Genomic DNA, 23,737 nt, shown 5'->3' with positions numbered 1-23,737 from the left:
GGCTGTTCCCGTTGCGAGCCGCCGCCATGTCCTCTCCGCCGAAGATCCGCCGCTACATTCCCGCCGACCGCGATGCCACCCTGGCCATCTGGCTGGAGGCCTCGCGCGTCGGCCACGGTTTCCTCGGCGAAGCCGAGTTGCAGAAGCAGAAGGCACTGGTTCGCGATCATTATCTGGATGCCTCGGAAACCTGGCTGGCGCTGGACGGCGATACGCCGCTGGGCTTCATCGGCCTGCTCGATGCCTTCATCGGCGGCCTTTTCGTCGCTCCGGCGGCCCACGGGCGCGGGATCGGCCGGCAACTGGTGGAGCACGCGGCAACCCTGAAGGGCGCGCTGGAAGTCGAGGTCTACGCCGCCAACCGCGAGGCGCTGGGGTTCTACGCGCGCTGCGGCTTCGTCGAGAGCGGCCGACGCCCGCGTGATGACGAGGGACGCGCGCTGGAGATCGTCCAGTTGCGCCGCGAACACTAGTCGCCCTTGCGGAAAGCGCTCGGCGAGACGCCGCTCAGGCGCTTGAAGAAACGGGTGAAGTAGGCCGGCTCGCTGAAGCCGAGGCGGTCGGCGATCTCGTTCACCGTCATCGCCGTGTAGACCAGGTCGCGCTTGGCCTCCAGCAGCAGGCGCTGGTGCACGATGCCCAGTGCGGTCTGCCCGCTGAGGCGGCGCGCCACGCTGTTCAGGTGTGCCGGGGAGATGCCCAGGCGACGCGCGTACTCGTCGATTCCCAGGTGCTCGCGGAAATGCCGCTCGACCAGTTGCGAAAAGGCCGATAGGTATTCCTGACCACGACCCGGCCGTGCCTCCGCCCGCCGGACCATCACCTGCCGCCCCAGCCACACCGCCAGCACGCCGATCAGCGACTGCAACAACAGCTCGCGCGCCGGCGCAGCGCCGGCGTACTCGCCGTCTATGGCGTCGAACAGCGTGTCGATATAGCGCCGGTCCGCGCCCACCGGGTACAACCCCGGCGCCTCCAGCGCCTGGCGCTGCGCGCCGAGGTGCGCCTGCAGGCGCGCCAGCAACGGTGCGGCAAGCGTCAGCACGTAGCCGTCGATGCGCTCGGAGAACTGGAAGCCATGGATGCACAACGGCGGTACGAACTGGATGGAAGGCTGCTCGACGCGAGTCGGCTCGCCCTCGACCTGGAGCTGCGCCCAGCCCTTGCGCACGTAGAGCAACTGAGCGAGATCGGCGTGCCGGTGCGGCTTGATCTCCCAGTCGTGCAGACGACTGCGGGCGGGGATCGACTCGCAGTGCAGCAGGTCCGGGGTCGGCCATTCGAGGGGAGCGCCGTAGAGCTTGAACACCGGGACGTCGCGGATGGAATCCGTCATCGAGCCCTCCGAGCGAAATGGCCGATTGCCGAACAGACTTTATAAAAGTCCAGAAATAGATCGGCAATTTGCCTTCTATAGCACTCCATGGCAAACAAAAATACAGCCACCTCCAGACAAGATCAGCGCCGGCGCATGCGCCGCCGGCCAGCCATAACAGCGAGAGGGCTATCCGCAATGAAGACTCAAGTCGCCATCATCGGCGCCGGTCCGTCCGGCCTTCTGCTCGGCCAGTTGCTGCACAAGGCCGGCATCGACAACGTGATCCTCGAACGCCAGACCCCGGACTATGTGCTCGGCCGCATCCGCGCCGGCGTGCTGGAACAGGGTATGGTCGACCTGCTGCGCGAGGCCGGCGTCGACCGGCGCATGGCGCGCGACGGGCTGGTCCACGAAGGCGTGGAAATCGCCTTCGCCGGGCAGCGCCGGCGCATCGACCTGAAGCGCCTGAGCGGCGGCAAGACGGTGATGGTCTACGGCCAGACCGAGGTCACCCGCGACCTCATGGAGGCCCGCGAAGCCTGCGGCGCCACTACCGTCTACCAGGCCGCCGAGGTGCGCCTGCACGACCTGCAAGGTGAGCGCCCCTACGTGACCTTCGAACGCGACGGCGAACGGCTGCGCCTGGATTGCGACTACATCGCCGGCTGCGATGGCTTCCACGGCATCTCGCGGCAATCGATCCCGGCGGAGCGGCTGAAGGTCTTCGAGCGGGTCTATCCGTTCGGCTGGCTCGGCCTGCTCGCCGACACCCCGCCGGTCAGCCACGAACTGATCTACGCCAACCATCCGCGCGGCTTCGCCCTGTGCAGCCAGCGTTCGGCCACCCGCAGCCGCTACTACGTGCAGGTGCCATTGTCGGAGAAGGTCGAGGACTGGTCCGACGAGCGCTTCTGGACGGAACTGAAGGCGCGACTCCCGTCCGAGGTGGCGGAGAAACTGGTGACCGGACCTTCGCTGGAGAAGAGCATCGCGCCGCTGCGCAGCTTCGTGGTCGAGCCGATGCAGCATGGCCGGCTGTTCCTCGCCGGCGACGCCGCGCACATCGTGCCGCCCACCGGCGCCAAGGGACTGAACCTGGCGGCCAGCGACGTCAGCACGCTCTACCGGCTGCTGCTGAAGGCCTACCGCGAAGGGCGCGGCGAACTGCTGGAACGCTACTCGGCAATCTGCCTGCGGCGGATCTGGAAGGCCGAACGCTTCTCCTGGTGGATGACTTCGGTGCTGCATCGCTTCCCCGACACCGACGCGTTCAGCCAGCGCATCCAGCAGACCGAACTGGAGTACTACCTGGGCTCCGAGGCGGGCCTGGCGACCATCGCCGAGAACTATGTCGGCCTGCCCTACGAGGAAATCGAGTAGGCCGCGCCACCCCGGCGCAACGCCGGGGCACCTTTCCCAAGGCGGGACGCAACGTTGGCGCAGGCGGATATCGACGAAAGACGGCCCACGGATCGATTCTCCCCGGCACCTGTCCTACCCCAGGCGCAGTATGATGCCCGCTGCCTTCGCGTTCCGTCCGCCCCAGGTGCCGTCTTGTCCGATCTCGCCCAGAACCCGCCCGCCGTCCGTACCGTCCTCGCCGGCCTGATGCTGTCGATCTTCCTCAGCGCCCTCGACCAGACCATCGTCGCCGTCTCCCTGCCGGCGATCTCGGCCGACTTCGCCGACCTCGACCTGCTGGCCTGGGTGATCTCGGCCTACATGGTGGCGATGACCGTATCGATGCCGATCTACGGCAAGCTCGGCGACCTCTACGGCCGCCGCCGTCTGATGCTCTTCGCCATCGTCGTGTTCACCGCCGCCTCGCTGCTTTGCGGGCTCGCGCAGAGCATGGGCCAACTGGTGCTGGCGCGAGTGCTGCAGGGGATCGGCGCGGGCGGGCTGATGGCGGTGAGCCAGGCGATCATCGGCGACATCGTCCCGCCGCGCGAGCGCGGCCGCTACCAGGGTTACTTCAGCAGCATGTACGCCATCGCCAGCGTCGCCGGCCCGGTGCTCGGGGGCCTGCTCACCGAGTACCTGTCGTGGCGCTGGGTATTCTGGATCAACCTGCCGATCGGCCTTCTCGCGCTGGCCATCTCGCGGCGAACCCTGGTCGGCCTGCCGGTGCCGCGCCGGCAACCGGTGATCGACTACCTGGGCATCGTGCTGATGGTGGTGGGCCTCACCGCGCTGCTCCTGGCCATCACCCAGATCGGCCAGGGCGCAGCCTGGAGCGACCCTGCGCTGCTCGGCCTGTTCGCCCTGGCGGCGCTCGCCCTGCTGCTGTTCGTCGCCCAGGAGCGGCGCTTCCGCGAACCGCTGGTGCCGATGCAACTGTTCGCCGTCCGCGCCGCCACCCTCAGTTGGCTGGTTGCGTTCTTCGCCAGCTTCCAGGCCATCTCGCTGACCGTGCTGGTACCGCTGCGCTACCAGAGCGTTACCGGCGCCGGTGCCGACAGCGCCGCGCTGCATCTGCTGCCGCTGGTCATGGGCCTGCCGCTGGGCGCGTACTGCTGCGGGCGGCTGACCGCCAGCCTGGGACGCTACAAGCCGCTGATCCTGCTCGGCGCCGTCCTGTTGCCCTGCGGCATCGCCGGCCTGGCCCTGGTCCCGGTCGGCGACCACTGGCTGTCCGGGCTGTGCATGCTGCTCACCGGGATCGCCATCGGTACCCAGTTCCCGACCAGCCTGGTGGCCGCGCAGAACGCCGTGGAGCAACGCCACATCGGCGTCGCCACCAGCAACGCGACGTTGTTCCGCTCCCTCGGCGGGGCGGTCGGGGTGGCGCTGATGTCGGCGATCCTGCTGGCCCTGCTCAAGCACCTGCGGATCGGCGGCGGGCTCGACCAGGGCTTTTCCGAGAGCGCCCTGCTGAGCAGCCTGGACGCCGCCAGCGGGCCGGCCCGGGTGATCCTCCAGCATGTCCTCGCGGATGCCTTCAAGGTACTCTTCCTGGTCAACGCGGCGGTGGCGCTGCTCGGCCTGGCGGTGGCCTCGGCACTGCCCGACATGACCCTGCGCGGCCGCGGCGCGACGCAACCGACGGCAGGCGAGTGAGCGGACGCCGATAATCGAACGCTTTCGTCCCGTTGGCGACGGCGTCCGGTTTACAAAAGTAACCGTTCGGTACATTTTCCCGGCATCGATGACATCATTGCTGTGGAGGCTGCGCCATGACGCGCACGGTATTGGTCCTGAACGGCCCCAACCTGAATCTGCTCGGCACCCGCGAGCCGCAGACCTACGGCCGGCGGACCCTGGGCGAAATCGCCGACGAATGCGCGGCCTTCGCCGAAACGCGCGGCTTCGCCGTAGACTTCCGCCAGACCAACCAGGAAGGCCAACTGCTCGACTGGATCCACCAGGCCCGCGGCCGGGTCGCCGGCATCGTCATCAACCCCGCCGCCTGGACCCACACCTCGGTGGCGCTGCGCGACGCCCTGGCCGCGGTGGAACTGCCGGTGGTCGAAGTGCACCTGTCCAACGTCCACCAGCGCGAAGCGTTCCGCCACCACTCCTACGTCTCGCCGGTGGCGCTGGGGGTGATCTGCGGATTCGGCAGCCTCGGCTACCGCCTGGCCCTGGAACATTTCGCCGAGCGTTTCGAGGCGGCCGCATGAGCGCGCCGCGATCGGTTCTCGCCGGCCTGATCGGTGCCGGCATCCAGGCGTCGCGGACCCCTGCCCTGCACGAGCGCGAGGGCGACGCCCAGGGCATCCGCTATCTGTACCGGCTGATCGATCTCGACCCGCTGGGCAAGTCGGCGGACGACCTGGAGTTCCTGCTCGCCGCCGCCAGCGACCTCGGCTTCACCGGGCTGAACGTCACCTTCCCCTGCAAGCAGGCGATCATCCCCCTGCTCGACGACCTCTCCGCCGAGGCACGCGGCATCGGCGCGGTGAACACCGTGGTGCTGCGCGATGGCCGGCGCATCGGCCACAACACCGACTGCCTGGGCTTCGCCGAGGGCTTTCGGCGCGGCCTGGCCGGCGCGCCGCGCCAGCGCGTGGTGCAGATGGGCGCGGGCGGCGCCGGCGCGGCAGTGGCCCATGCGCTGCTCGCCGAGGGCGTCGAGCGGCTGGTCCTGTTCGACGTCGACCCGGCGCGGGCCCAGGCCCTCGCGGACAACCTCAACCAGCACTTCGGCGCGCCACGAGCGCTCGCCGGCAGCGACCTGGCCGGCGCCCTGGGCGACGCCCAGGGATTGGTCAACACCACCCCGGTGGGCATGGCCAAGCTACCCGGCATGCCGGTGCCGGCGGAACTGTTGCGCGCCGACCTGTGGGTCGCCGAGGTGATCTACTTTCCGCTGGAAACCGAGCTGCTGCGCCAGGCCCGCGCCCTCGGCTGCCGCACACTGGACGGCGGCACCATGGCGGTGTTCCAGGCGGTGAAGGCATTCGAACTGTTCAGCGGGGTGGCGGCCGACGCCGCGCGCATGCAGGCGCACTTCGCCAGCCTGGGCGACTGAATGGCGCCCCTCTCCCGCCAAGGGGAGAGGGGACCGGAGTCAAGCACGGATGTAGCGCAATACCGCCTCGCCAATCATCCGCCGGTGCCGCTGGCGAACCTCGGCGTCGTGCAGGTCGGTGCGAAAGATCCGCGACACGGTGTAGCGATTGGACACCCGGTAGAAGCAGAACGAACTGATCAGCATGTGCACGTCGAGCGCCTCCAGCCCGGCGCGGAACACCCCTTCCGCTTCGCCGCGGCGGAGAATCTCGGCGATGCTCTGGACGATCGAGCTGTTGACGCTCTGCACCAGTTCGCTGCTGGCGATGTGCTCGCCCTTGTGGATGTTCTCGATGCTGATGATGCGCACGAAATCCACGTGCCGGTCGTGGTAGTCGAAGCTGAACTCCACCAGCTTCTCCATCGCCTTGGCCGGCGGCAGCGCGCCCAGCCGCAGGGTGCCCTCGATACCGCGGATGTCGCTGTAGAGCTTCTCCAGCACGGCCTGGTAGAGCTGCTCCTTGCTGCCGAAGTAGTAATAGATCATCCGCTTCGAGGTATGCGTGCGCTCGGCGATGGCGTCCACCCGCGCACCCGAGAGGCCCTGGGCGACGAACTCGTCGATGGCGGCGCGGAGGATGTCCTGGCGGGTCTTCTCGGGATTGTTCTTGCGTCCCTTGCCGCGCGGAGCGGATTCCTCCACGACGGCGGGATCAGGCTTGGACATCGGTGACTCACTCGTGGCCGGCGGGAATTGCGGCCGATTATGCGGGGCCCGCCCGGCTGTAGGAAGAGCACCTGCCGGAGCCCCGACAATTCTCACAGCTTGACCCGGCGCACACCCCGCCGCGCTTGCGCCATCGCCGCCAGGCGCACCGGCACGTTGGCCGCGCCGTAGCCGGCGTAGCCGTGGCGGCGCTGGAGGATCTCGAAGAAGAAGCGCTCCTCGAACGGCTCGGTGAACACATGGAACAGCTCGCCGCCCTGGGCGTCGCGGTCGTAGAGGACGTTGTAGTAGGCCAGTTCGCTGAGGAACTCGTCGTCGAAGTCGAAGCGCGCGGCGAGGTCGTCGTAATAGTTCAGCGGGATTTCCAGCAGTGCGACCCCGGCCTCCTTGGCCTGGGCCACGGCGGCGAAGATGTCGGCGCAATCGAAGGCGATGTGGTGCACGCCGGAACCGCGATAGCTGGACAGCGAACGGGCGATGGCGGTGTTGCGGTCCTCGGAAATGTTCAGCGGCAGGCGCACGCTGCCGCAGGGGCTACGCACGGCGCGACTGGTGACCAGGCCATAGGGGTCGGGCAGCACCACCTCGTCATCGGCGCCGAAGTCGAACAGGCTCTTGTAGAACAGCACCCAGCTGTCCAGGCCTTCGGCGGGCAGCGCCAGGGCCACGTGATCGACGCGCCGCAGGCCGAGGCCGGAGGTGTCGGCGTCGTTCGTCACGAAGTCGCTGTCGTAGATGCTGCGGCCCTCGGTGTGCCGCTCGACCAGATACAGCAGGCTGCCGTCGAGGGCGCGCACCGCCGGGATTTCCCGCTCGTTGGGGCCGAGCAGTCCGCGGTACGGCTGGCCTCCGTACGCACGAGCGCGCTCCAGCGCCTGGCCGGCGTCACGCACGCGCAGCGCGGTGGCGCACAAGGACGGTCCGTGGGCCTCGAAGAAACCGTGGGCGAAGGAATAGGGCTCGGCGTTCAGTACCAGGTTGATGTCGCCCTGGCGCAACAGGCTGACATTCTTCGAACGGTGCTCGCCGGCCCTGGCGAAGCCCAGTCGCTGCAACCACTGGCCAAGGCGCGCGCTGAGCGTCTCGTCGACGGCGAACTCGAGGAACTCGATGCCGTCGCAGAGGCTCGCCGGCGGCGGCGCGAACAGCTCGTCCACCGCCACGTGCGGCGTCTGGCGTTGCAGGTGCTCGCGGGTCTTCTCCTCGAGGTAGAGCAGCGAGCGCAGGCCGTCGACGGCGTTGGCGCGGGTCGGCGCGGCGCGGAAGCCGTCGTTGAAGACCTCCAGCGACAGCGGACCGCGATAGCCGGACGCGACGACCGGCGCGAGGAAGCCTGCCAGGTCGAAGCCGCCCTGACCCGGGAAGCAGCGGAAGTGCCGGCTCCATTCCAGCACGTCCATTGCCAGCAAGGGCGCGTCGGCCATCTGCACGAAGAAGATCTTTTCCCCCGGAAGATCGGCGATGCCGCGGGGATCGCCGTCCAGCGAGAGGGTGTGGAAGCTGTCGAGGATCAGCCCGAGGTTCGCCTGGTCGGCCCGCCGCACCAGGTCCCAGGCCTGCTCCCAGGTGTTCACCTGGCGCCCCCAGGCCAGCGCCTCGTAGCCGATGCGCAGGCCGCGGACGGCGGCGCGCTCGGCCAGCTGCCGGAGGTCATCGGCCAGCAGCGCCGGTTCGCCGAGGGCATCGGCAGCGACGTTGCTGCACACCAGCACCAGGTCGGTGCCGAGTTCCTGCATCAGGTCGAACTTGCGTTCGGCGCGCTCCAGATTTCGCCCCAGGCGTTCCCGGCGGCAGCCCTCGAAGTCGCGGAACGGCTGGAACAGCAGGATCTCCAGGCCCAGGTCGGCACACAGCCGGCGTACGTCGCGCGGGCTGCCGTCGTAATGAAGCAGGTCGTTCTCGAAGATTTCCACCCCGTCGAAACCGGCGGCGGCGATGGCCTCGAGCTTTTCCGGCAGGGTGCCGCTCAGGGATACGGTGGCGATCGAACGCTGCATGCTTCGACTCCTCAATGCGCCCTACGGCGCCTGGCGCCGCGCGAGGGCCGGCGGCGGAACGGCGGAGGCGCGGATAGCCCGCGCGGGATGCGCCGGGAAGCCACTTCGGGTCGCTGAGACCGCTCGCCCGGCAAGCCGATTATTGGTTTGCGCCAACTGCCGGGCAACGCAAAATGTACGAACTGGTTAGTATTCCGTTCGAATATCGAACGGAAGCACGATTATCGAATTGACGCTTTTTCGACCAATCGCGCACCATCGCTGCCACCCGTGCAGGCCGTCCCGATCTGCCGGAAGCGCTCCGCGCTTCTTTCCGGGCACCTGCGCAACCCACGCGACATAACAATTTCAAGAATCGGGTACCCGCTCATGTCCATCGCCGACCTCTCCGTCCGCCCTCCATCCCGTCCGCTGGCCGCTCGTCCGGCCCGACCGCCCCTGGCCCGCTGACACCGGCGCGGCCCCTGGCCCGCCCGCGTGCAACCCAGAACGACAAATCCAGGCCGGGCGCCCAGGCACCGGCCGCCGAAAGGATGGCCCCGTCAATGATCCACTCTTCCAGCTCTCGACTGCTCGCCGCCGACGCCCCGCGGGAATCCCGCGGCGGCAGGATCCGCAACGCCTTCGCCGTCGGCCGGACGCGCTGGGGCATGCTCGCCCTGGTGTTCTTCGCCACCACCCTGAACTACATCGATCGCGCCGCCCTCGGCGTGATGCAGCCGATCCTTGCCGAGAAGATGAGCTGGACGGCAATGGACTACGCCAACATCAACTTCTGGTTCCAGGTCGGCTACGCCATCGGCTTCATCCTCCAGGGCCGCTTCATCGACAAGGTCGGGGTCAAGCGCGCGTTCTTCCTCGCCGTGTTGCTCTGGAGCCTGGCCACCGGCGCCCACGGCCTGGCGACCTCGGCGGCGGGCTTCATGGTCTGTCGCTTCATCCTCGGCCTGACCGAGGCGGCCAACTACCCGGCCTGCGTGAAGACCACCCGCCTGTGGTTCCCCGCCGGGGAACGGGCGGTGGCCACCGGCATCTTCAACGCCGGCACCAATGTCGGCGCGATGGTCACCCCGGCCCTGTTGCCGCTGATCCTCGGCGTCTGGGGCTGGCAGGCGGCGTTCCTCTGCATGTCGGCGCTGGGCCTGGTCTGGCTGGTGTTCTGGTGGCGCAACTACTACAACCCCGAGGAGCATCCGCGGGTGAAGCAGAGCGAGCTGGAATACATCCAGCAGCAGGAGGAGCCGCCCGCCACCCGCGTGCCCTTCTCGCAGATTCTCCGCCGCCGCGGCACCTGGGCCTTCGCCCTGGCCTACTCGATCACCGCGCCGGTGTTCTGGTTCTACCTCTACTGGCTGCCGCCGTTCCTCAACCAGCAGTACGGCCTGGGCATCAGCGTGACGCAGATGGGCATCCCGCTGATCCTGATCTGGTTGACCGCCGACTTCGGCAGCGTCGGCGGCGGCATCCTTTCGTCCTGGCTGATCGGCCGCGGCATGCCGGCGATCCGCGCGCGCCTGCTATCGATGCTGCTGTTCGCCTGCACCATCGTCGGCGTGGTGTTCGCCGCCAACGCCAGCGGCCTGTGGATCGCCGTGCTGGCCATCGCCCTGGCGGTCGGCGCGCACCAGGCGTGGACGGCGAACATCTGGAGCCTGGTGATGGACTACACGCCCAAGCACCTGATGAGCACGGTGTTCGGCTTCGGCGGCATGTGCGCGGCGCTGGGCGGGATGTTCATGACCCAGATCGTCGGCGGCGTACTGACCGCGACGAACAACAACTACGCGGTGCTCTTCACCATGATCCCGGCGATGTACTTCATCGCCCTGACCTGGCTGTACTTCATGGCTCCGCGCCGGATCGAAGCCTGAGTCCAAGCGCCCGGCGCTCGCCGGGCACCTCCCTGCCTAGAGAACAAGAACGAAGGGACACACCCATGTCGCACCCGAGCCACGTCCGCGCGCTCTGCGCTTCCCTCTGCCTGGGCGCCGGCCTGCCAGTCCATGCCGGGCACGTCCACGCCGGGCAAGGTTTCCTCGAAGACGCCAAGGCCAGCCTCACCGCGCGCAATTTCCACCTGCACCGCAACTTCGTCGGCGATGCCAGCCAGGGCAAGGCCGAGGAGTGGACGCAGAGCTTCATCCTCGACGCCCGCTCCGGCTTCACCCAGGGCAGCGTCGGCTTCGGCCTCGATGTCCTTGGTCTCTACAGCCTGAAGCTGGATGGCGGCAAGGGAACGGCCGGCACCCAACTGCTGCCGATCCACGACGACGGCCGCCCGGCCGACGACTTCGGACGCCTGGCGGTGGCCGGCAAGCTGCGCGTCTCGAACAGCGAACTGAAGATCGGCGAATGGATGCCGGTGCTGCCGATCCTCCGCTCCGACGATGGCCGCTCGCTGCCGCAGACCTTCCGCGGCGGCCAGCTCAGCGCCAACGAGATCGCCGGCCTGACCCTCTACGCCGGCCAGTTCCGCGGCAACAGCCCGCGCAACGACGCAAGCATGCAGGACATGTCGCTGTTCGGCCGGCCAGCCGCCACTTCCGACCGCTTCGATTTCGCCGGCGGCGAATATCGCTTCAATGGCGAACGCAGCCTGCTCGGCCTGTGGAACGCCGAGCTGAAGGACATCTACCGCCAACAGTACCTGCAACTGCAACACAGCCAGCCGCTCGGCGACTGGCTGCTGGGCGCCAACCTCGGCGGATTCCGTGGCCGCGACGCTGGCAGCGCGCGCGCCGGCAAGCTCGATAACCGCACCGTTTCCGCGCTGTTCTCCGCGCGCTACGGGCTGCATACCCTCTATCTCGGCCTGCAGAAGGTCAGTGGCGACGACGGCTGGATGCGGGTCAACGGCACCAGCGGCGGAACCCTGGCCAACGACAGCTACAACGCCAGCTACGACAATCCCGGCGAGCGCTCCTGGCAACTGCGCTACGACTTCGACTTCGTTGGCCTCGGCCTACCCGGCCTGACCTTCATGACCCGCTACCTGCATGGCGACCATGTGCGCCTGGCCGGAGTCACCGACGACGGCAGCGAATGGGGACGCGAGAGCGAGCTGGGCTACACGCTGCAGAGCGGCGCCTTCAAGCGTCTCAACGTCCGCTGGCGCAACTCCAGCCAGCGCCGCGACTGGGGCAGCAATACCCGCTTCGACGAGAACCGGCTGATCGTCAGCTATCCGCTGAGCCTGTTGTGAAGCCTACGCGCCGACCCCGTTGCGTTCAGCGGCCACGGCGCCAGGCGACCACCAGGCCGCTGGCGCAGATGACGAGGATGCCGAGCAGCGCCCAGGCATCCGGCACGTGGCCGAACACCAGCAGGCCGAGCAGGCCGGCGAAGATGATCTGGCCATAGCTGAACGGCGCCAGGGTCGCCGGCGGCGCATGGCGGAAGGCCTGGGTCAGCAGCAGGTGGCCGCCCATGCCGCAACCGCCCAGGGCGATCATCATCAGGCCGTGGAGAAGACTTGGAGTCTGCCAGAAGAACGGCACCAGCAGGCTCATGATGAGCGTGTTGAAGATGCCGGCAAGGAAGTTGCTGGTGGTCGGGCTGTCGCTGTTGGCGAGCATCCGCGTGAGCAGTTGGTAGAGCCCGAAGCACAGCGCCGAGCCGAGCGGGAACAACGCCGCCGGGGTGAACAGCGCGCCACCGGGACGCACGATGAAGAGCACGCCGATGAAGCCGGTGAGCACCGCCAGCCATTGGCCGAGGCTGACCTTCTCCTTCAGCAGCGGCACGGATAACGCGGTCACCAGCAGCGGTGCCAGGAAGTTCACCGCGGTCGCCTCGGCCAAGGGCAGGTAGCGCAGGCCGGTGGTGAAGAACAGGCTGGTGCCGATCAGGCACAGCGCCCGCGCCAACTGCATGAGCGGACGGCGGCTGCGGATCACCGCGAGGCCGTTGCGCGGCACGAACACGGCGACCATCAACAGGGTGTGCACCAGGTAGCGGGCCCAGACCACCATGACGATCGGGTAGAAACCGGAAAGGAACTTGGACAACCCGTCGTGGCTGGCGAACAGGAACACCGCGGCACAGATCAGCAGGATGCCGCGCAGGGTCTGGTCGCTGGCGGGCAGCGGGGAGGTGGATGCGTTCATCGGAGGGTCCGGGCACCAGGGCAAATCGATAGCAGGCTATTTATTCTGACGGTACCCGCCATCGAGGAAAGAAACGATCGGCTTCAACGTTTGGAAACTATAGAACCCCGTTCCATTATGCAAACGGGCAACCTGCCTGCGCGGTGGCGCTACAGGCGGGCGAGCAGCGCCCGGGTCCGCTCGATCGCCAGCCGCGCCCGCTCCGCGCCATCCACGCCGCGCGCGAGCAGATCCAGCGCGGGCACCTCCAGGCTCAGCGGCAGGTTCTCCGGCAAGGCGCGCAGCAGCGCCAGCAGATCGAGCCCGCCATCGCCAGGGAAGCGCCGTTCCTCGCGGGCCTGGCGAAGGATTTCGTCCATCGACGTCGGACGCGGCCCGACGACATCGCAGAGTTGCGCGTAGCCCAGGCGCGCAGGCGGGATCGCCCGCAGGTCTTCCAGGCTGCTGGCCGAGCGGTCGAAATGGAAGGCGTCCAGCAACAGGCCGGCGTTATCCCGCGCCGCCGCCTCGACCACCCGCGCGGCCTGCCGCAGGTCGCGGATCCCGGTCCAGGGCATGAACTCCAGGTGCGGGTCGAGGCCGAGCGGCCGCGCCAGGTCGCACAACGCGGCGAAATTGTCCGCGCTGCGCCGTTCGTCGTCATCGTTGCCGGCCACCAGCACATAGCGCGCGCCGAACTCGGCGCCGACCTCCAGCACCGCGGCGAACTCGCCGACGCGGGTGTCCGGACGCAGGCGCAGGATCTCCACGTCCAGCGTGCGCACTCCGCTGTCGCGCAGCCGCGCCAGGGTCCGCCGGCGCAGGCCGGCATCGGCCAGCAGCGGATAGTGGTGCTCTTCCACGGTGGCCGGCACCAGGCGCAGGCCGACATGACTGTAGCCGGCGCGGGCGGCAGCCTCGACCATGTCCGGGGGCGACAGCTCGAGCACGGTGAGCGCCGCCAGGGAAAGAATCCTCGATTCCATGCACTACCTCATCGTCAGCGGTTCAGAAACTGGCCGGCGCGCAGGCCCGGCCACTGCGCGCGGCCTCGCGAACCGCCTCGACCAGCGCCAGGGTGCGAGCGGCGTCGGTGGCATCCATCAATGGCGCTTCCTCGCCCCGCGCGACCCGGACGAAGTGCTCTAGCTGGCGTTGCAGGGGATCGCCTGTCGCCACGGCCTCCACGCTGGCCGCCAGCGGGTCGTGCCAGCCCTGCCGGGCCTCGGCGTAGCGCCAGCGGCGGAGCTGGGGAAGGCTCAGGGCACCCTCGGTGCCGGCCAGCAGGTAGCAGGGTTGCTCGGCCTGGCGCGGATAGACCGGGTTCTCCCCGGCTGCCAGCTCCCAGCTCCAGGGCGCCGCCGCAGCGTCGCAACCGGTCAGGCTGCCCAGGGCGCCATTGGCGAAGCGCAGGAGCAGCGCGATGTTGTCTTCGTTGGGCAGGCCACGGATAGCGTTGCCGGCCAGCGCCTGCACCTCCCGCACTTCCCCGCACAGGTGGCGGAGCAGGTCGAGGTCATGGATCAGGTTGGTCAGCAACATTCCCGCACCGGGCTCGCGACGCCAGGCCACCTCGAAATAACTGTCGGGCTTCTTCAACTGCCAGAGCGCGGTGACCGACAGCAACCGACCGAGCGCGCCCTCGGCGATCAATTGGCGCGCCCGCACGACCAGCGGATTGTGCCGACGATGGTGACCGACCAGCAGCGGAACGCCAGATCGCCGGGCGACGGCCACCAGCTCGCTCACTTCGTCGAGCTGCACGCCGACCGGTTTTTCCAGCAGCAGCGGCACCCCGGCGGCGAGGCAGTCGAGGGCGGTGGCGACATGCAGGTTGTTCGGATTGGCGACGATCGCCGCTTGCGGCCGGGCTTCTTCCAGCAACCTCCGATGATCGCCGAACCAGGGCACGCCGGCATCCGCGGCGAACGCCTGGCCCTGGGGATCGGCCACCGCACACAGGCGCGCACCGGCGATTCGCTGCAAGCGGTGGTAATGCTGGCGGCCCATATTGCCGGCGCCGATGAGGGCGATGCGAAGCGGTGCGTCCAAGGCGGTCCCCAATCGTTGTTTTCTTGTTCGCTTCATGATTCCAGAACGTCGTTCCAGATTTAGCGAGGGAGATTATTTGAACGAATGGCTGGCCCCGCGCAAGAGCGCTTCGAGACGGCACTACCGCCGGCGCATCCATGGAAGTGCGGAAAGGCCCGCCGCATGCGGGCTCGTGACAGGCAAGAAAGCGTTCGCTATTCGAACGCTGATGTCGGGAAAGGACTGGGGCCGGGCCGGATGGCTCAGCGGAACAGCTCGGACGCCTGGCTGGCGTGGGACAGGTCCTGCGCCGCGGCCAGGAGCAGGGGCGCCAGTTCGTGCATGCGCGCCTCGCCGAAGCGTGCGCTCGGCCCGGCCACGCTGAGCACGCCGAGAGCCCGTCCGTCCTCGGGGTGGCGCACCAGTGCGGCCATCGCCGCCATGCCCGGCGCCGAGCATTCGATCTGCCAGGCATAGCCGTGCTCGCGGGCGCGCTTCAGGTAGCGCAGCAGCTCGCTCCTGGAGCGCGGCGCGTTGGGACCGAAGTCCCGCGCCGCCCCTACGCCCTGGCGCTCCACCAGCGCCAGCGCCGCCTTGTCGCTCAGGCTGGCCAGCCAGGCGTGCCCGGATGCGGTGTAGAACAGCGGCGCCTCGCGCCCCATGTCGGGGTCGTAGCGTAGCCCGGAGGTGGCACCCTGGGACTTGGCGATCCAGGTCTGGCGATCGCCTTCGATCACCCCCAGGCGCACCAGTTCGCCGGTCTCCCGGGCGAGCCCGTCGAGCACCGGCTGGACCAAGTCGACCACCCCGCTGGAAGCGAGGAAGCGGAAGCCCAGCGCGGCCAGGCGGGTGCTGAGGCGGTAGCGGCTGGTGTCGTCGTCCTGGCGCACGTAGCCGAGCCGGATCAGCTCGGCGAGCATGCGGTGCGCGGCGCTCTTGGGGATATCCAGGCGGTCCGCCAGTTGTTGCAGGGGCAGGCCACGGGCATCGCTGGCGAGGAGTTCGAGCAAGCCGAGGGCGCGTTCGATGAGGCTACCGGCCATGGAGGGGCGTTCCTGAGTCGAGGAAAGGCAGGATTCTAGAATCTGGTTCCGGATTTTCACAGCCTGGCGAAGGTCGAGATTTCACAGGGTTTCGTTCGATCAGCGAACCGATAAACGATTATCGGATTGCCACTCCCCATGGCCCTCCGTAATGTGTCTGCACCCCGGCAGGCCGAGCGCCTCCGCTACAAAAACAACAGGGGAATCCCGACATGCCGCAGCACGCCTTGCCTTCCGCCGCCTGCACCTGAGCCACGCGTCCGACCCTCGTCCCACGCCCTCACTCTCGCCGCGGAACCCGTCCCATGAACAGCCCCAGCCTGCCCGCCGTCGAACGACTCGACGTGCAAGCCTTCATCAATGCCCAGCCGCTTTCGCCGTACCAATGGCGGATCGTCCTGCTGTGCTTCCTGATCGTCTTCCTCGATGGCCTCGACACCGCCGCGATGGGCTTCATCGCTCCGGCGCTGACCCAGGACTGGGGCATCGACCGCGCCAGCCTCGGGCCGGTGATGAGCGCCGCGCTGATCGGCATGGTCTTCGGCGCCCTCGGCTCCGGACCGCTGGCCGACCGCTACGGACGCAAGCTGGTATTGGTCGCGGCGGTCTTCCTCTTCGGCCTGTTCAGCCTGGCCTCGGCCTACAGCACCAACGTCGAGCAACTGCTGGCGCTGCGCTTCCTCACCGGCCTCGGCCTCGGCGCGGCGATGCCCAACGCCACCACCCTGCTTTCCGAATACACCCCCGAGCGCCTCAAGTCGCTGCTGGTGACCAGCATGTTCTGTGGCTTCAACCTGGGCATGGCCTGCGGCGGATTCGTCTCGGCGAAGCTGATCCCGCTGTTCGGCTGGCACAGCCTGCTGCTGCTCGGCGGCCTGCTACCGCTGGTCCTGGCGGTAGTCCTGCTGTTCCGCCTGCCGGAATCGGCGCGCTACTTGGTGGTGCGCAACCGCGGCAGCGAGCGGGTACGCCAGGTGCTGGCCCCCATCGCCCCGGCGCAGGTGGCGCTGGCACGGAGTTTCCACGTCCCCGAGCAGCAGACGGTGCAGGCCCGCAACGTGTTCGCGGTGATCTTTTCCGGTACCTACAGCGCCGGCACCCTGCTGCTCTGGCTGACCTACTTCATGGGCCTGGTGATCGTCTACCTGCTCACCAGCTGGCTGCCGACCCTGATGCGCGATAGCGGCGCGAGCCTGGAGCAGGCGGCGTTCATCGGCGCGCTGTTCCAGTTCGGCGGGGTGCTCAGCGCCGTAGCGGTGGGCTGGGCGATGGATCGCTTCAACCCGCACAAGGTGATCGGCCTGTTCTACCTGCTGGCGGGGGTGTTCGCCTGGTGCGTCGGCCAGAGTCTCGGCCAGGTCACCCTGCTGGCGACCCTGGTGCTGCTGGCCGGCATGTGCATCAACGGCGCGCAGTCGGCGATGCCGTCGCTGGCGGCGCGCTTCTATCCGACCCAGGGGCGGGCCACGGGGGTCTCCTGGATGCTCGGTATCGGCCGCTTCGGCGCCATCCTCGGCGCCTGGATCGGCGCCACCCTGCTGGGCCTGGGCTGGAACTTCGAACAGGTGCTGACCGCCCTGGTGCTGCCGGCTGCACTGGCCACCGCCGCGGTGCTGCTGAAGGGGTTGGTCAGTCACGCGGATGCGGGGTGAAACTGCCCCATCGCGTAGGACGCATAACCGCTTGCGGTTATCCGCCGCCGGGCTTCGGTGTATCGGCGGATAACGCCGGTGGCGTTATCCGCCCCACCCCAGGGGTCGGCATCGCGTAGGGCGAATAACCGCTTGCGGTTATCCGCCGTCGGGCTTCGGTGTATCGGCGGATAACGCCGGTGGCGTTATCCGCCCCACCCCAGGGTTGGCGGCATCGCGTAGGGCGACGGCGCTTCGCTTCAGAAGGTGAATTCCATATTCAACGTCGGCGTCGAGGTGCGGCTGCCGGTGCCACCGTCGACGCCGAACTTGTTGTGCCAATACTCGTAGCCGACGCCGAGCCACAGGTTCGGCTGGCGCTTGTCGCCTGGCAGGGCGGCGACCATCAGGGCGGTGCGGACCAGGGTTTCCGCCGCGGTGTCCTTGTCGTTGTAGTCCTCGCCCTTCTCTCCCACGTAGTTGACGAAGCCCTGGAACTTCGCCGCATGGTTGCCGACCTTGAACGGCCGCATCCAGGTCAGGTTAAGCATGTAGGTGGTGTCGAAGGTGTGGTCGGGATGGCGCGCGCCGGGCACGCCGAAGTGGTTCTTCTCGCGGTAGTAGAGCAGGCTCAGGTCGAGCACGCCGGGACCGTTGAACTTGAGGGTCGGGCCGAACACCAGGGCGCGCTTCTTGGCCGAAGCCAGGTTGTTGTTGCGGCTGGCGTCGAAGCCCAGGGTGAAGGCGTAGTCCTTGACCAGGCCGGTGCCCAGCGGCCGGTCGAACACCCGCGAAGCGTAGAGCTGGTGGCGGTAGACCGCATAGACTTCGCTGCCACCATGGTCGGTGCCCTTGCGCGGGTCGCGGTTGTCGGAAAGGAACACATCGAGATTGAAGAAATTGCTGCCGTAGCGATAGCCGTCGGCGTGGGTGAAGCTGTAGATGCGCTTGGCGAACTTGTCCGGGTTGTTCGGGTTGGTGAATTGCTGGCCGTAACGGAAACCGACGCTGTTGCTCATCCATTCCAGCGCCATGCTCTCCCCGGCGCCGACGAGCGCGATCAGGGCGGCGGCGCCCTGCATCATCTTCTTCATGCTGTGTGTCCTGCTGGTTGCTTGTTGTTCTTGTGGCGACTCAGCCCCCGGTTTCGCGCCGGGGTCGCGGGGCAGTATCGGCACTTCGCCGCGCTGACCAAAGAACAGAATATCGAACATACCGATGCCGAAACGGCATCAGCGAACGAGCAAGCTCGGGCAAGCCATCTGGCATCGGCGCGAGCGCCGCTCAGGCCTCGTTCAGGCGCGCTTCCTCGCGCTCGCGCAGGCGCACTTCCTCGGCGATCTGCCGGGCCAGGGCGTCCACCGCCACCGGCAGGTAGCGGCCGGTGCGCACGTAGAGGCCGAGGTCGCTGTGGATGCCGCCATTGTCTTTCAGCGGCAGGAAGCGCAGCTCGCCCTGGGCGATGTCGGCCTCGATCCCCAGGCGGGTCTGGAAGGCGACGCCGAGCCCGCGCCGCGCCAGTTGTCGCGACAGCTCCAGGGAGCTGCTCTCCAGCACCGCCCGGCGCGGTTCGCGCAAACGGCGCTGGAGCGGCGCCAGCAGGTGATGGATGGACAGCTCGCTCTTGGCCATGATCAGGCCATGTTCGACGCAATCGGCGAAGGCGATGGCCTGGTGTCGCGCCAACGGGTGCTGCGGGGAGACGATGGCACCGAGGCGGAAATGGCCGACGCTGACCTGTTGCAGGTCGGCGCTGCGCGGCAGGGCGAAGGCCAGGCCGAGGTCGACCGCGCCGCTGCTCACCGCCTCGGGTATCGCCTGGGAACCGAGCAGGGTGACGCCGACGGTGATGTCCGGGTAGCGTTCGCGCATCGCCTTGAGCACGCAGGGCAGCAGGTCGCTGGTCACCGCTTCGATGGTGGCGATCTCCACATGGCCGGTGCGCAGGCCTTGCAGCGCGTCCAGTTCGGAACGCACGCGCTCCATGTCCTGCAGGACCACGGTGACGTGGCGCGCGAAGATCTCCCCGGCTCCGGTCAGGCGCAGGCCGCCGGGCAGGCGGTCGAACAGCGGCGCGCCGATCTCGTCCTCCAGCTTGAGGATCTGCCGGTTCACCGCCGACGAGGCGACGTTCAGGCGCCGCGCGGCTTCGCGGATCGAATGGCAGCGGCGAACCATGTCGAAGTAGTGGATCGCGGGCGCGTGGATATGCAGCTTGCGGCTCATGGCGGACCGAAGGGATGACGGAGCTGTCGACCTTCCGGGAAACGCCGGCGAATGGCAAGGGGAAGCGCCGCCTCGCCGGCCCACGCGCAGGACGGATAACCGCCGTTGGCCCTCGGGGTATCGGCGGATAACGCCTGCGACGCCATTCGCCCTACCGCTAGCGCCGCCGGCGACCTACCGGGACGCCTGCTGCGACTCCACGCCAAGCTCGTCCCACACCGATTCGGCCAGGTGGAAGGTCGCGTTGGCCGCGGGAATACCGCAGTAGATGGCGCTCTGCATGATCACTTCCTTGATCTCGTCGCGGCTCACCCCGTTGTTCTTCGCCGCGCGCAGATGCAGCTTGAGTTCCTCGTTGCGGTTCATGCCGATCAGCATGGCGATGGTGACCAGGCTGCGGGTGTGTCGCGGCAGCCCCGGACGGGTCCAGATGTCGCCCCAGGCGTGGCGGGTGATCATCTCCTGGAACTCTTCGTTGAACGGCGTCAGGTTGGCCAGGCTGCGCTCGACATGGGCGTCGCCGAGCACCGCGCGGCGCACTTGCATGCCGGCTTCGTAGCGTTGTTTCTCGTCCATCGGCGGCTCCTCAGGCGGACAGCAGGAAATCGACCAGGCGGCGGCTGAAGGCGTCGCCCGCTTCGACGTTGGACAGGTGCGCGGCGGCGAACTCGACCAACTGCGCGTCGGCGATGCGCGCCTGCATGAAGCGGGCGTTGTCCGGAGTGGTCACGGCATCGTGGCTGCCGGCGACGATCAGCGTCGGCGCCTGGACCAGCCCGAGCTGCTCGCGGAAATCGGCGTCGCGTACCGCAGCGCAGTTGGCCGCGTAGCCCTGCGGCGAGGTGGCCGCGAGCATCGCGACGATGCGCTCGACCTGCGCCGGCTCGCGCTCGGCGAAGCCCGCGGTGAACCAGCGCGCCACCGAGGCGTCGCGCAGGTCACGCATGGCCTGCTCGCCGCCTTTCAGGACGGTATCGATGCGGGTGTTCCAGACCTCGTCGCTGGCAATCTTCGCCGCGGTGTTGCACAGCACCAGCCGGCCGAGCCGCTCGCCGGCGTGGATGCCCAGCCACTGGCCGATCAGGCCGCCCATGGACAGCCCGCAGAAATGCACGCGCGGCAGCTCGAGGGCATCGAGCAGGGCAAGCACGTCGGCGCCGAGCTGGCCGATGGCGTACGGTCCGGGGGTGACCAGCGAGGCGCCGTGGCCGCGGGTGTCGTAGCGCAGCACGCGGAAATGGGCGGTGAGTGCGGGGATCTGCGTGTCCCACATGCCCAGGTCGGTGCCCAGCGAGTTTGACAACAGCAGGACCGGCGCGCCGGCCGGTCCTTCCAGGGAGTAGTTCAGGTCGCCGTCGGCGAGGCGTACGGTTGGCACGAAGGGATCTCCAGTCAGGCGGGATGGGGTTCGAAGCCCAGGGCATGGTGTTCGGCGAGCGCGCGCTCGACCCAGGCGCGGGCCTGGCCGAGGTAATGGGCGGGATCGAGCAGGCGGTCCAGTTCGTCGCCGGACAACTCGGCGCTCACCCGCGCCTCTTCGCCGAGCACCGCGCGCAACTCGCGGCGCTGCTCGACGGCGCGGCGGCAGCACTGTTCCACCAGATGGTGCGCGGCTTCGCGGCCGATACGGCGGGCCAGGGCGATGCTCACCGCCTCGGCGAGCACCAGGCCGTGGGTCAGGCCAAGGTTGCGGCGCATCCGCTGGGCGTCCACCTCCAGGCCTTCGAGCAGGCCGATCGCCTGTTGCAGCGCGCCGGCAACCAGGCAACAGAGTTCCGGCAGGGTTTCCCACTCGGCGTGCCAGAGACCGAGGCTGCGCTCGTGTTCCTGCGGCATCGCCGCGAACAGGGTCGAGACCAGCCCCGGCGCACGGGTGGCGGCGGCGATCAGCACCGCGCTGCTCACCGGGTTGCGCTTGTGCGGCATGGTCGAGGAACCGCCGCGCCCGGCGCCGGCCGGCTCGAAGACCTCGCCGGCCTCGGTCTGCATCAGCAGGCTGACATCGCGACCGAACTTGCCGAGGCTACCGGCCACCAGGCCGAGCACGCTGGCGAATTCCACCAGGCGGTCGCGCTGGGTGTGCCAGGGTTGTTCGGGCAGAGCCAGGCCCAGCTCCTCGGCCAGCGCCGCGGCCACCGGCAGGGCCTGTTCGCCGAGCGCGGCGAGCGTCCCCGAGGCGCCGCCGAATTGCAGCACCAGCAGGCGCGGGCGCAACTCGCGCAGGCGCTGGCGGTGCCGGGTCAAGGCACCGAGCAGGCCGGCGAGCTTCATGCCCAGGGTCACCGGGGTGGCGTGCTGCAACCAGGTGCGCCCGGCCAGCGGCGTGTCGGCATGCCGTTCGGCCTGGTCCGCCAGGACCTCGGCAAGACGTTGCAGATCCTGCTCGAGCAAGGCCAGCGCACGGCGCAGTTGCAGCACCAGGCCGCTGTCCATGGCGTCCTGGCTGGTGGCGCCGAGATGCACGTAGCGCTCGGCCTCGGCGTCGCCAGCCGCCACCTGGCGGCCCAGCGCCTTGACCAGCGGGATCGCCGAGTTGCCGGCAGTGGCGACCGCCTCGGCCAGCGCCAGCGGGTCGTACAGTTCGGCGCGGCAGGCCGCCTCGATCGGCGCCACCGCCGTCGCGGGAACCACCCCGGTGCGCGCCTCGGCGCGGGCCAGGGCGGCCTCGAAGTCGAGCATGCCTTGCAGGCGGCCGCGGTCGGAGAACACCGCGCGCATCGGCGCCGCCGTGAAATAGGCATCGAACAACTGGTTGGCGGGTACGTCGCTCATCGGTTTTCCTTTTCCCGGCCCGTCAGGGCTCGTCGTTCAGGTAGCTGACCTTGCGCAGGTCCGGCAGGCTCACGCAGACCAGCAGCGCCAGCAGGCACATGGCTGAAACATACCAGTAGAAGACGTTCTCCATCCCTACCGACTTCAGCCCCAGGGCGACGTACTCGGCCGAGCCGCCGAAGATCGCGTTGCCCACCGCGTAGGACACTCCGACGCCGAGGGCGCGCACCTCCGGCGGGAACATCTCGGCCTTGATCAGGCCGCTGATGGAGGTGTACAGGCTGACGATGGCCAGCGCCAGGATGATCAGGAAGAAGGCCATGTAGGGACTGCTCACGGTCTTCAGCGCGAGCAGGATCGGCAGGGTGCAGAGCGTGCCCAGGGTGCCGAACCAGAGCATCGAGGTCTTGCGCCCGATGCGATCGGAAAGCATGCCGAACAGCGGTTGCATCAGCATGTACGCCAGCAGGGCGAAGGTCATCACCGCGCTGGCGGTCTTGGCGCTCATCCCGGCGGTGTTGACCAGGTACTTCTGCATGTAAGTGGTGAAGGTGTAGAAGATCAGCGAGCCGCCGGCGGTGAAGCCGAGCACGGTGAAGAAGGCCCGCTTGTGCTTGAACAGCTCGGCGAAGGTGCCGGATTCCTTGCGCTCCAGGGTCGACTTCGAAGCGGTCTCGTTCAGCGAGCGCCGCAGCCAGAGGGCGATCACCGCGGTGATCGCGCCGATCACGAAGGGAATCCGCCAGCCCCAGGCGCGCAGTTCGTCTTCGCTCAGCAACTGCTGCAGGATCACCACCACCAGCACCGCCAGCAACTGTCCGCCGATCAGGGTGACGTACTGGAACGAGGCGAAGAAGCCGCGCTGGCCCTTGAGCGCCACCTCGCTCATGTAGGTCGCACTGGTGCCGTACTCGCCGCCCACCGACAGGCCCTGGAACATCCGCGCCAGCAACAGCAGCGCCGGCGCCAGGGTGCCGATGCTGGCGTAGGTGGGCATGCAGGCGATCGCCAGGGAGCCGGCGCACATCATCACCACCGAGATCAGCATGGCGGTCTTGCGCCCGTGCTTGTCGGCGATGCGGCCGAACATCCAGCCGCCGATGGGGCGCATGAGGAAGCCGGCGGCGAAGACCCCGGCGGTGTTCAGCAACTGCACCGTGGGGTTGTCGGAGGGGAAGAAGGCCGGTGCGAAGTAGATCGCGCAGAAGGCGTAGACGTAGAAGTCGAACCATTCCACAAGGTTGCCGGAGGAGGCGCCGACGATGGCGAAGATGCGCTTGCGGCGTTCTTCGTTGCTGTACTGGTGAACAGGGGCAGTCATGCTGTTGTTCTCTCGACAGGGTCCGTTTCATCCTGACCGTGCGACGGAGCGTCCTGTTCCGCTGCACACGCGCCGCGCCGCCGCCGAAACATGGGCAGCGCCGCGCGACGCGCGCTCTTGATACCGGGCAG

At 68.3% G+C, this 23,737-nt stretch carries 21 protein-coding genes; 8 read left to right on the top strand and 13 right to left on the bottom strand.

The genetic code is table 11. The features are described 5' to 3' along the window. Positions 1-26: 26 nt before the first annotated feature. Positions 27-473 (top strand): GNAT family N-acetyltransferase, encoded by a 447-nt coding sequence (locus ACYAF3_RS12710; protein ID WP_016852339.1) that lies wholly within the window; start codon positions 27-29, stop codon positions 471-473. On the opposite strand, the gene ACYAF3_RS12705 is transcribed toward ACYAF3_RS12710, so the two are convergent. Further along, on the bottom strand, positions 470-1,336 hold the full coding sequence (locus ACYAF3_RS12705; RefSeq protein ID WP_003123837.1) for a helix-turn-helix domain-containing protein: 867 nt from the start codon (positions 1,334-1,336) through the stop codon (positions 470-472). The two genes, ACYAF3_RS12710 and ACYAF3_RS12705, sit on opposite strands and share 4 nt — an antisense overlap. A gap of 177 nt (positions 1,337-1,513) precedes the next feature. Between ACYAF3_RS12705 and pobA the strand changes: the two genes are divergently transcribed. The 4 genes from pobA (at position 1,514) to ACYAF3_RS12685 (ending at position 5,792) form a co-directional block, all read left to right on the top strand. Beyond that, the gene (gene pobA / locus ACYAF3_RS12700) at positions 1,514-2,698 is read left to right on the top strand and encodes a 4-hydroxybenzoate 3-monooxygenase (RefSeq protein WP_003121662.1); all 1,185 of its coding nucleotides are present in this window, start codon (positions 1,514-1,516) and stop codon (positions 2,696-2,698) included. 174 nt (positions 2,699-2,872) lie between these two features. Next, positions 2,873-4,378 (top strand): MDR family MFS transporter, encoded by a 1,506-nt coding sequence (locus ACYAF3_RS12695; protein ID WP_003123834.1) that lies wholly within the window; start codon positions 2,873-2,875, stop codon positions 4,376-4,378. A 116-nt stretch (positions 4,379-4,494) separates the two neighbouring features. After that, the gene (gene aroQ / locus ACYAF3_RS12690) at positions 4,495-4,941 is read left to right on the top strand and encodes a type II 3-dehydroquinate dehydratase (RefSeq protein WP_003106162.1); all 447 of its coding nucleotides are present in this window, start codon (positions 4,495-4,497) and stop codon (positions 4,939-4,941) included. After that, complete coding sequence (locus ACYAF3_RS12685) at positions 4,938-5,792, top strand: shikimate dehydrogenase (protein ID WP_004346798.1); 855 nt, start codon at positions 4,938-4,940, stop codon at positions 5,790-5,792. The genes aroQ and ACYAF3_RS12685 overlap by 4 nt, the downstream gene beginning before the upstream one ends. A 39-nt stretch (positions 5,793-5,831) precedes the next feature. Here the strand turns inward: ACYAF3_RS12685 and ACYAF3_RS12680 are convergent, their stop codons facing one another. Further along, on the bottom strand, positions 5,832-6,500 hold the full coding sequence (locus ACYAF3_RS12680) for a TetR/AcrR family transcriptional regulator (protein ID WP_003101858.1): 669 nt from the start codon (positions 6,498-6,500) through the stop codon (positions 5,832-5,834). A gap of 92 nt (positions 6,501-6,592) precedes the next feature. Further along, positions 6,593-8,497 (bottom strand): 3-dehydroshikimate dehydratase QuiC, encoded by a 1,905-nt coding sequence (gene quiC / locus ACYAF3_RS12675; RefSeq protein ID WP_031653071.1) that lies wholly within the window; start codon positions 8,495-8,497, stop codon positions 6,593-6,595. Positions 8,498-9,042: 545 nt separating this feature from the next. On the opposite strand from quiC, the gene ACYAF3_RS12670 reads away from it, so the two are divergent. Further along, complete coding sequence (locus ACYAF3_RS12670; RefSeq protein ID WP_003101861.1) at positions 9,043-10,368, top strand: MFS transporter; 1,326 nt, start codon at positions 9,043-9,045, stop codon at positions 10,366-10,368. Positions 10,369-10,433: 65 nt separating this feature from the next. Further along, on the top strand, positions 10,434-11,699 hold the full coding sequence (locus ACYAF3_RS12665; RefSeq protein WP_003101864.1) for an OprD family porin: 1,266 nt from the start codon (positions 10,434-10,436) through the stop codon (positions 11,697-11,699). 25 nt (positions 11,700-11,724) lie between these two features. Here the strand turns inward: ACYAF3_RS12665 and ACYAF3_RS12660 are convergent, their stop codons facing one another. From ACYAF3_RS12660 to ACYAF3_RS12645, 4 genes are all read right to left on the bottom strand, one after another. Continuing rightward, positions 11,725-12,603: a DMT family transporter gene (locus ACYAF3_RS12660; protein WP_003101866.1), complete on the bottom strand. Its 879-nt coding sequence runs from the start codon at positions 12,601-12,603 to the stop codon at positions 11,725-11,727. A 149-nt stretch (positions 12,604-12,752) separates the two neighbouring features. After that, entirely contained in the window at positions 12,753-13,568 is an 816-nt protein-coding gene (locus ACYAF3_RS12655) for a sugar phosphate isomerase/epimerase family protein (RefSeq protein ID WP_003084082.1), read from the bottom strand. A gap of 22 nt (positions 13,569-13,590) precedes the next feature. Next, positions 13,591-14,634, bottom strand: coding sequence for a Gfo/Idh/MocA family protein (locus tag ACYAF3_RS12650; RefSeq protein WP_003101871.1), 1,044 nt, complete (start codon positions 14,632-14,634; stop codon positions 13,591-13,593). A 242-nt stretch (positions 14,635-14,876) separates the two neighbouring features. Further along, positions 14,877-15,656, bottom strand: a complete 780-nt coding sequence (locus tag ACYAF3_RS12645; protein ID WP_003101874.1) for an IclR family transcriptional regulator — start codon at positions 15,654-15,656, stop codon at positions 14,877-14,879. A 305-nt stretch (positions 15,657-15,961) separates the two neighbouring features. Between ACYAF3_RS12645 and pcaK the strand changes: the two genes are divergently transcribed. Further along, positions 15,962-17,308, top strand: a complete 1,347-nt coding sequence (gene pcaK / locus ACYAF3_RS12640; protein ID WP_003101875.1) for a 4-hydroxybenzoate transporter PcaK — start codon at positions 15,962-15,964, stop codon at positions 17,306-17,308. Positions 17,309-17,547: 239 nt separating this feature from the next. Here the strand turns inward: pcaK and ACYAF3_RS12635 are convergent, their stop codons facing one another. The 6 genes from ACYAF3_RS12635 to ACYAF3_RS12610 form a co-directional block, all read right to left on the bottom strand. Continuing rightward, positions 17,548-18,381: a hypothetical protein gene (locus ACYAF3_RS12635; protein ID WP_003101885.1), complete on the bottom strand. Its 834-nt coding sequence runs from the start codon at positions 18,379-18,381 to the stop codon at positions 17,548-17,550. A gap of 190 nt (positions 18,382-18,571) precedes the next feature. Then, positions 18,572-19,513, bottom strand: coding sequence for a LysR family transcriptional regulator (locus ACYAF3_RS12630; protein WP_003084073.1), 942 nt, complete (start codon positions 19,511-19,513; stop codon positions 18,572-18,574). Between the two features lie 174 nt (positions 19,514-19,687). Further along, positions 19,688-20,089 carry a 4-carboxymuconolactone decarboxylase gene (pcaC, locus tag ACYAF3_RS12625; protein WP_003084072.1) on the bottom strand — a complete coding sequence of 134 codons (402 nt, stop codon included), beginning with the start codon at positions 20,087-20,089 and terminating at the stop codon, positions 19,688-19,690. Positions 20,090-20,099: 10 nt separating this feature from the next. Continuing rightward, on the bottom strand, positions 20,100-20,891 hold the full coding sequence (gene pcaD, locus ACYAF3_RS12620; protein ID WP_003084070.1) for a 3-oxoadipate enol-lactonase: 792 nt from the start codon (positions 20,889-20,891) through the stop codon (positions 20,100-20,102). 14 nt (positions 20,892-20,905) lie between these two features. Then, the gene (locus tag ACYAF3_RS12615; protein WP_003145060.1) at positions 20,906-22,285 is read right to left on the bottom strand and encodes a 3-carboxy-cis,cis-muconate cycloisomerase; all 1,380 of its coding nucleotides are present in this window, start codon (positions 22,283-22,285) and stop codon (positions 20,906-20,908) included. A gap of 22 nt (positions 22,286-22,307) precedes the next feature. Beyond that, positions 22,308-23,606: an MFS family transporter gene (locus ACYAF3_RS12610; RefSeq protein WP_003101889.1), complete on the bottom strand. Its 1,299-nt coding sequence runs from the start codon at positions 23,604-23,606 to the stop codon at positions 22,308-22,310. Positions 23,607-23,737: the final 131 nt, after the last annotated feature.

This window comes from Pseudomonas sp. TZ252 (assembly GCF_056110345.1).
This window is presented reverse-complemented; position numbering and strand designations above follow the sequence as displayed.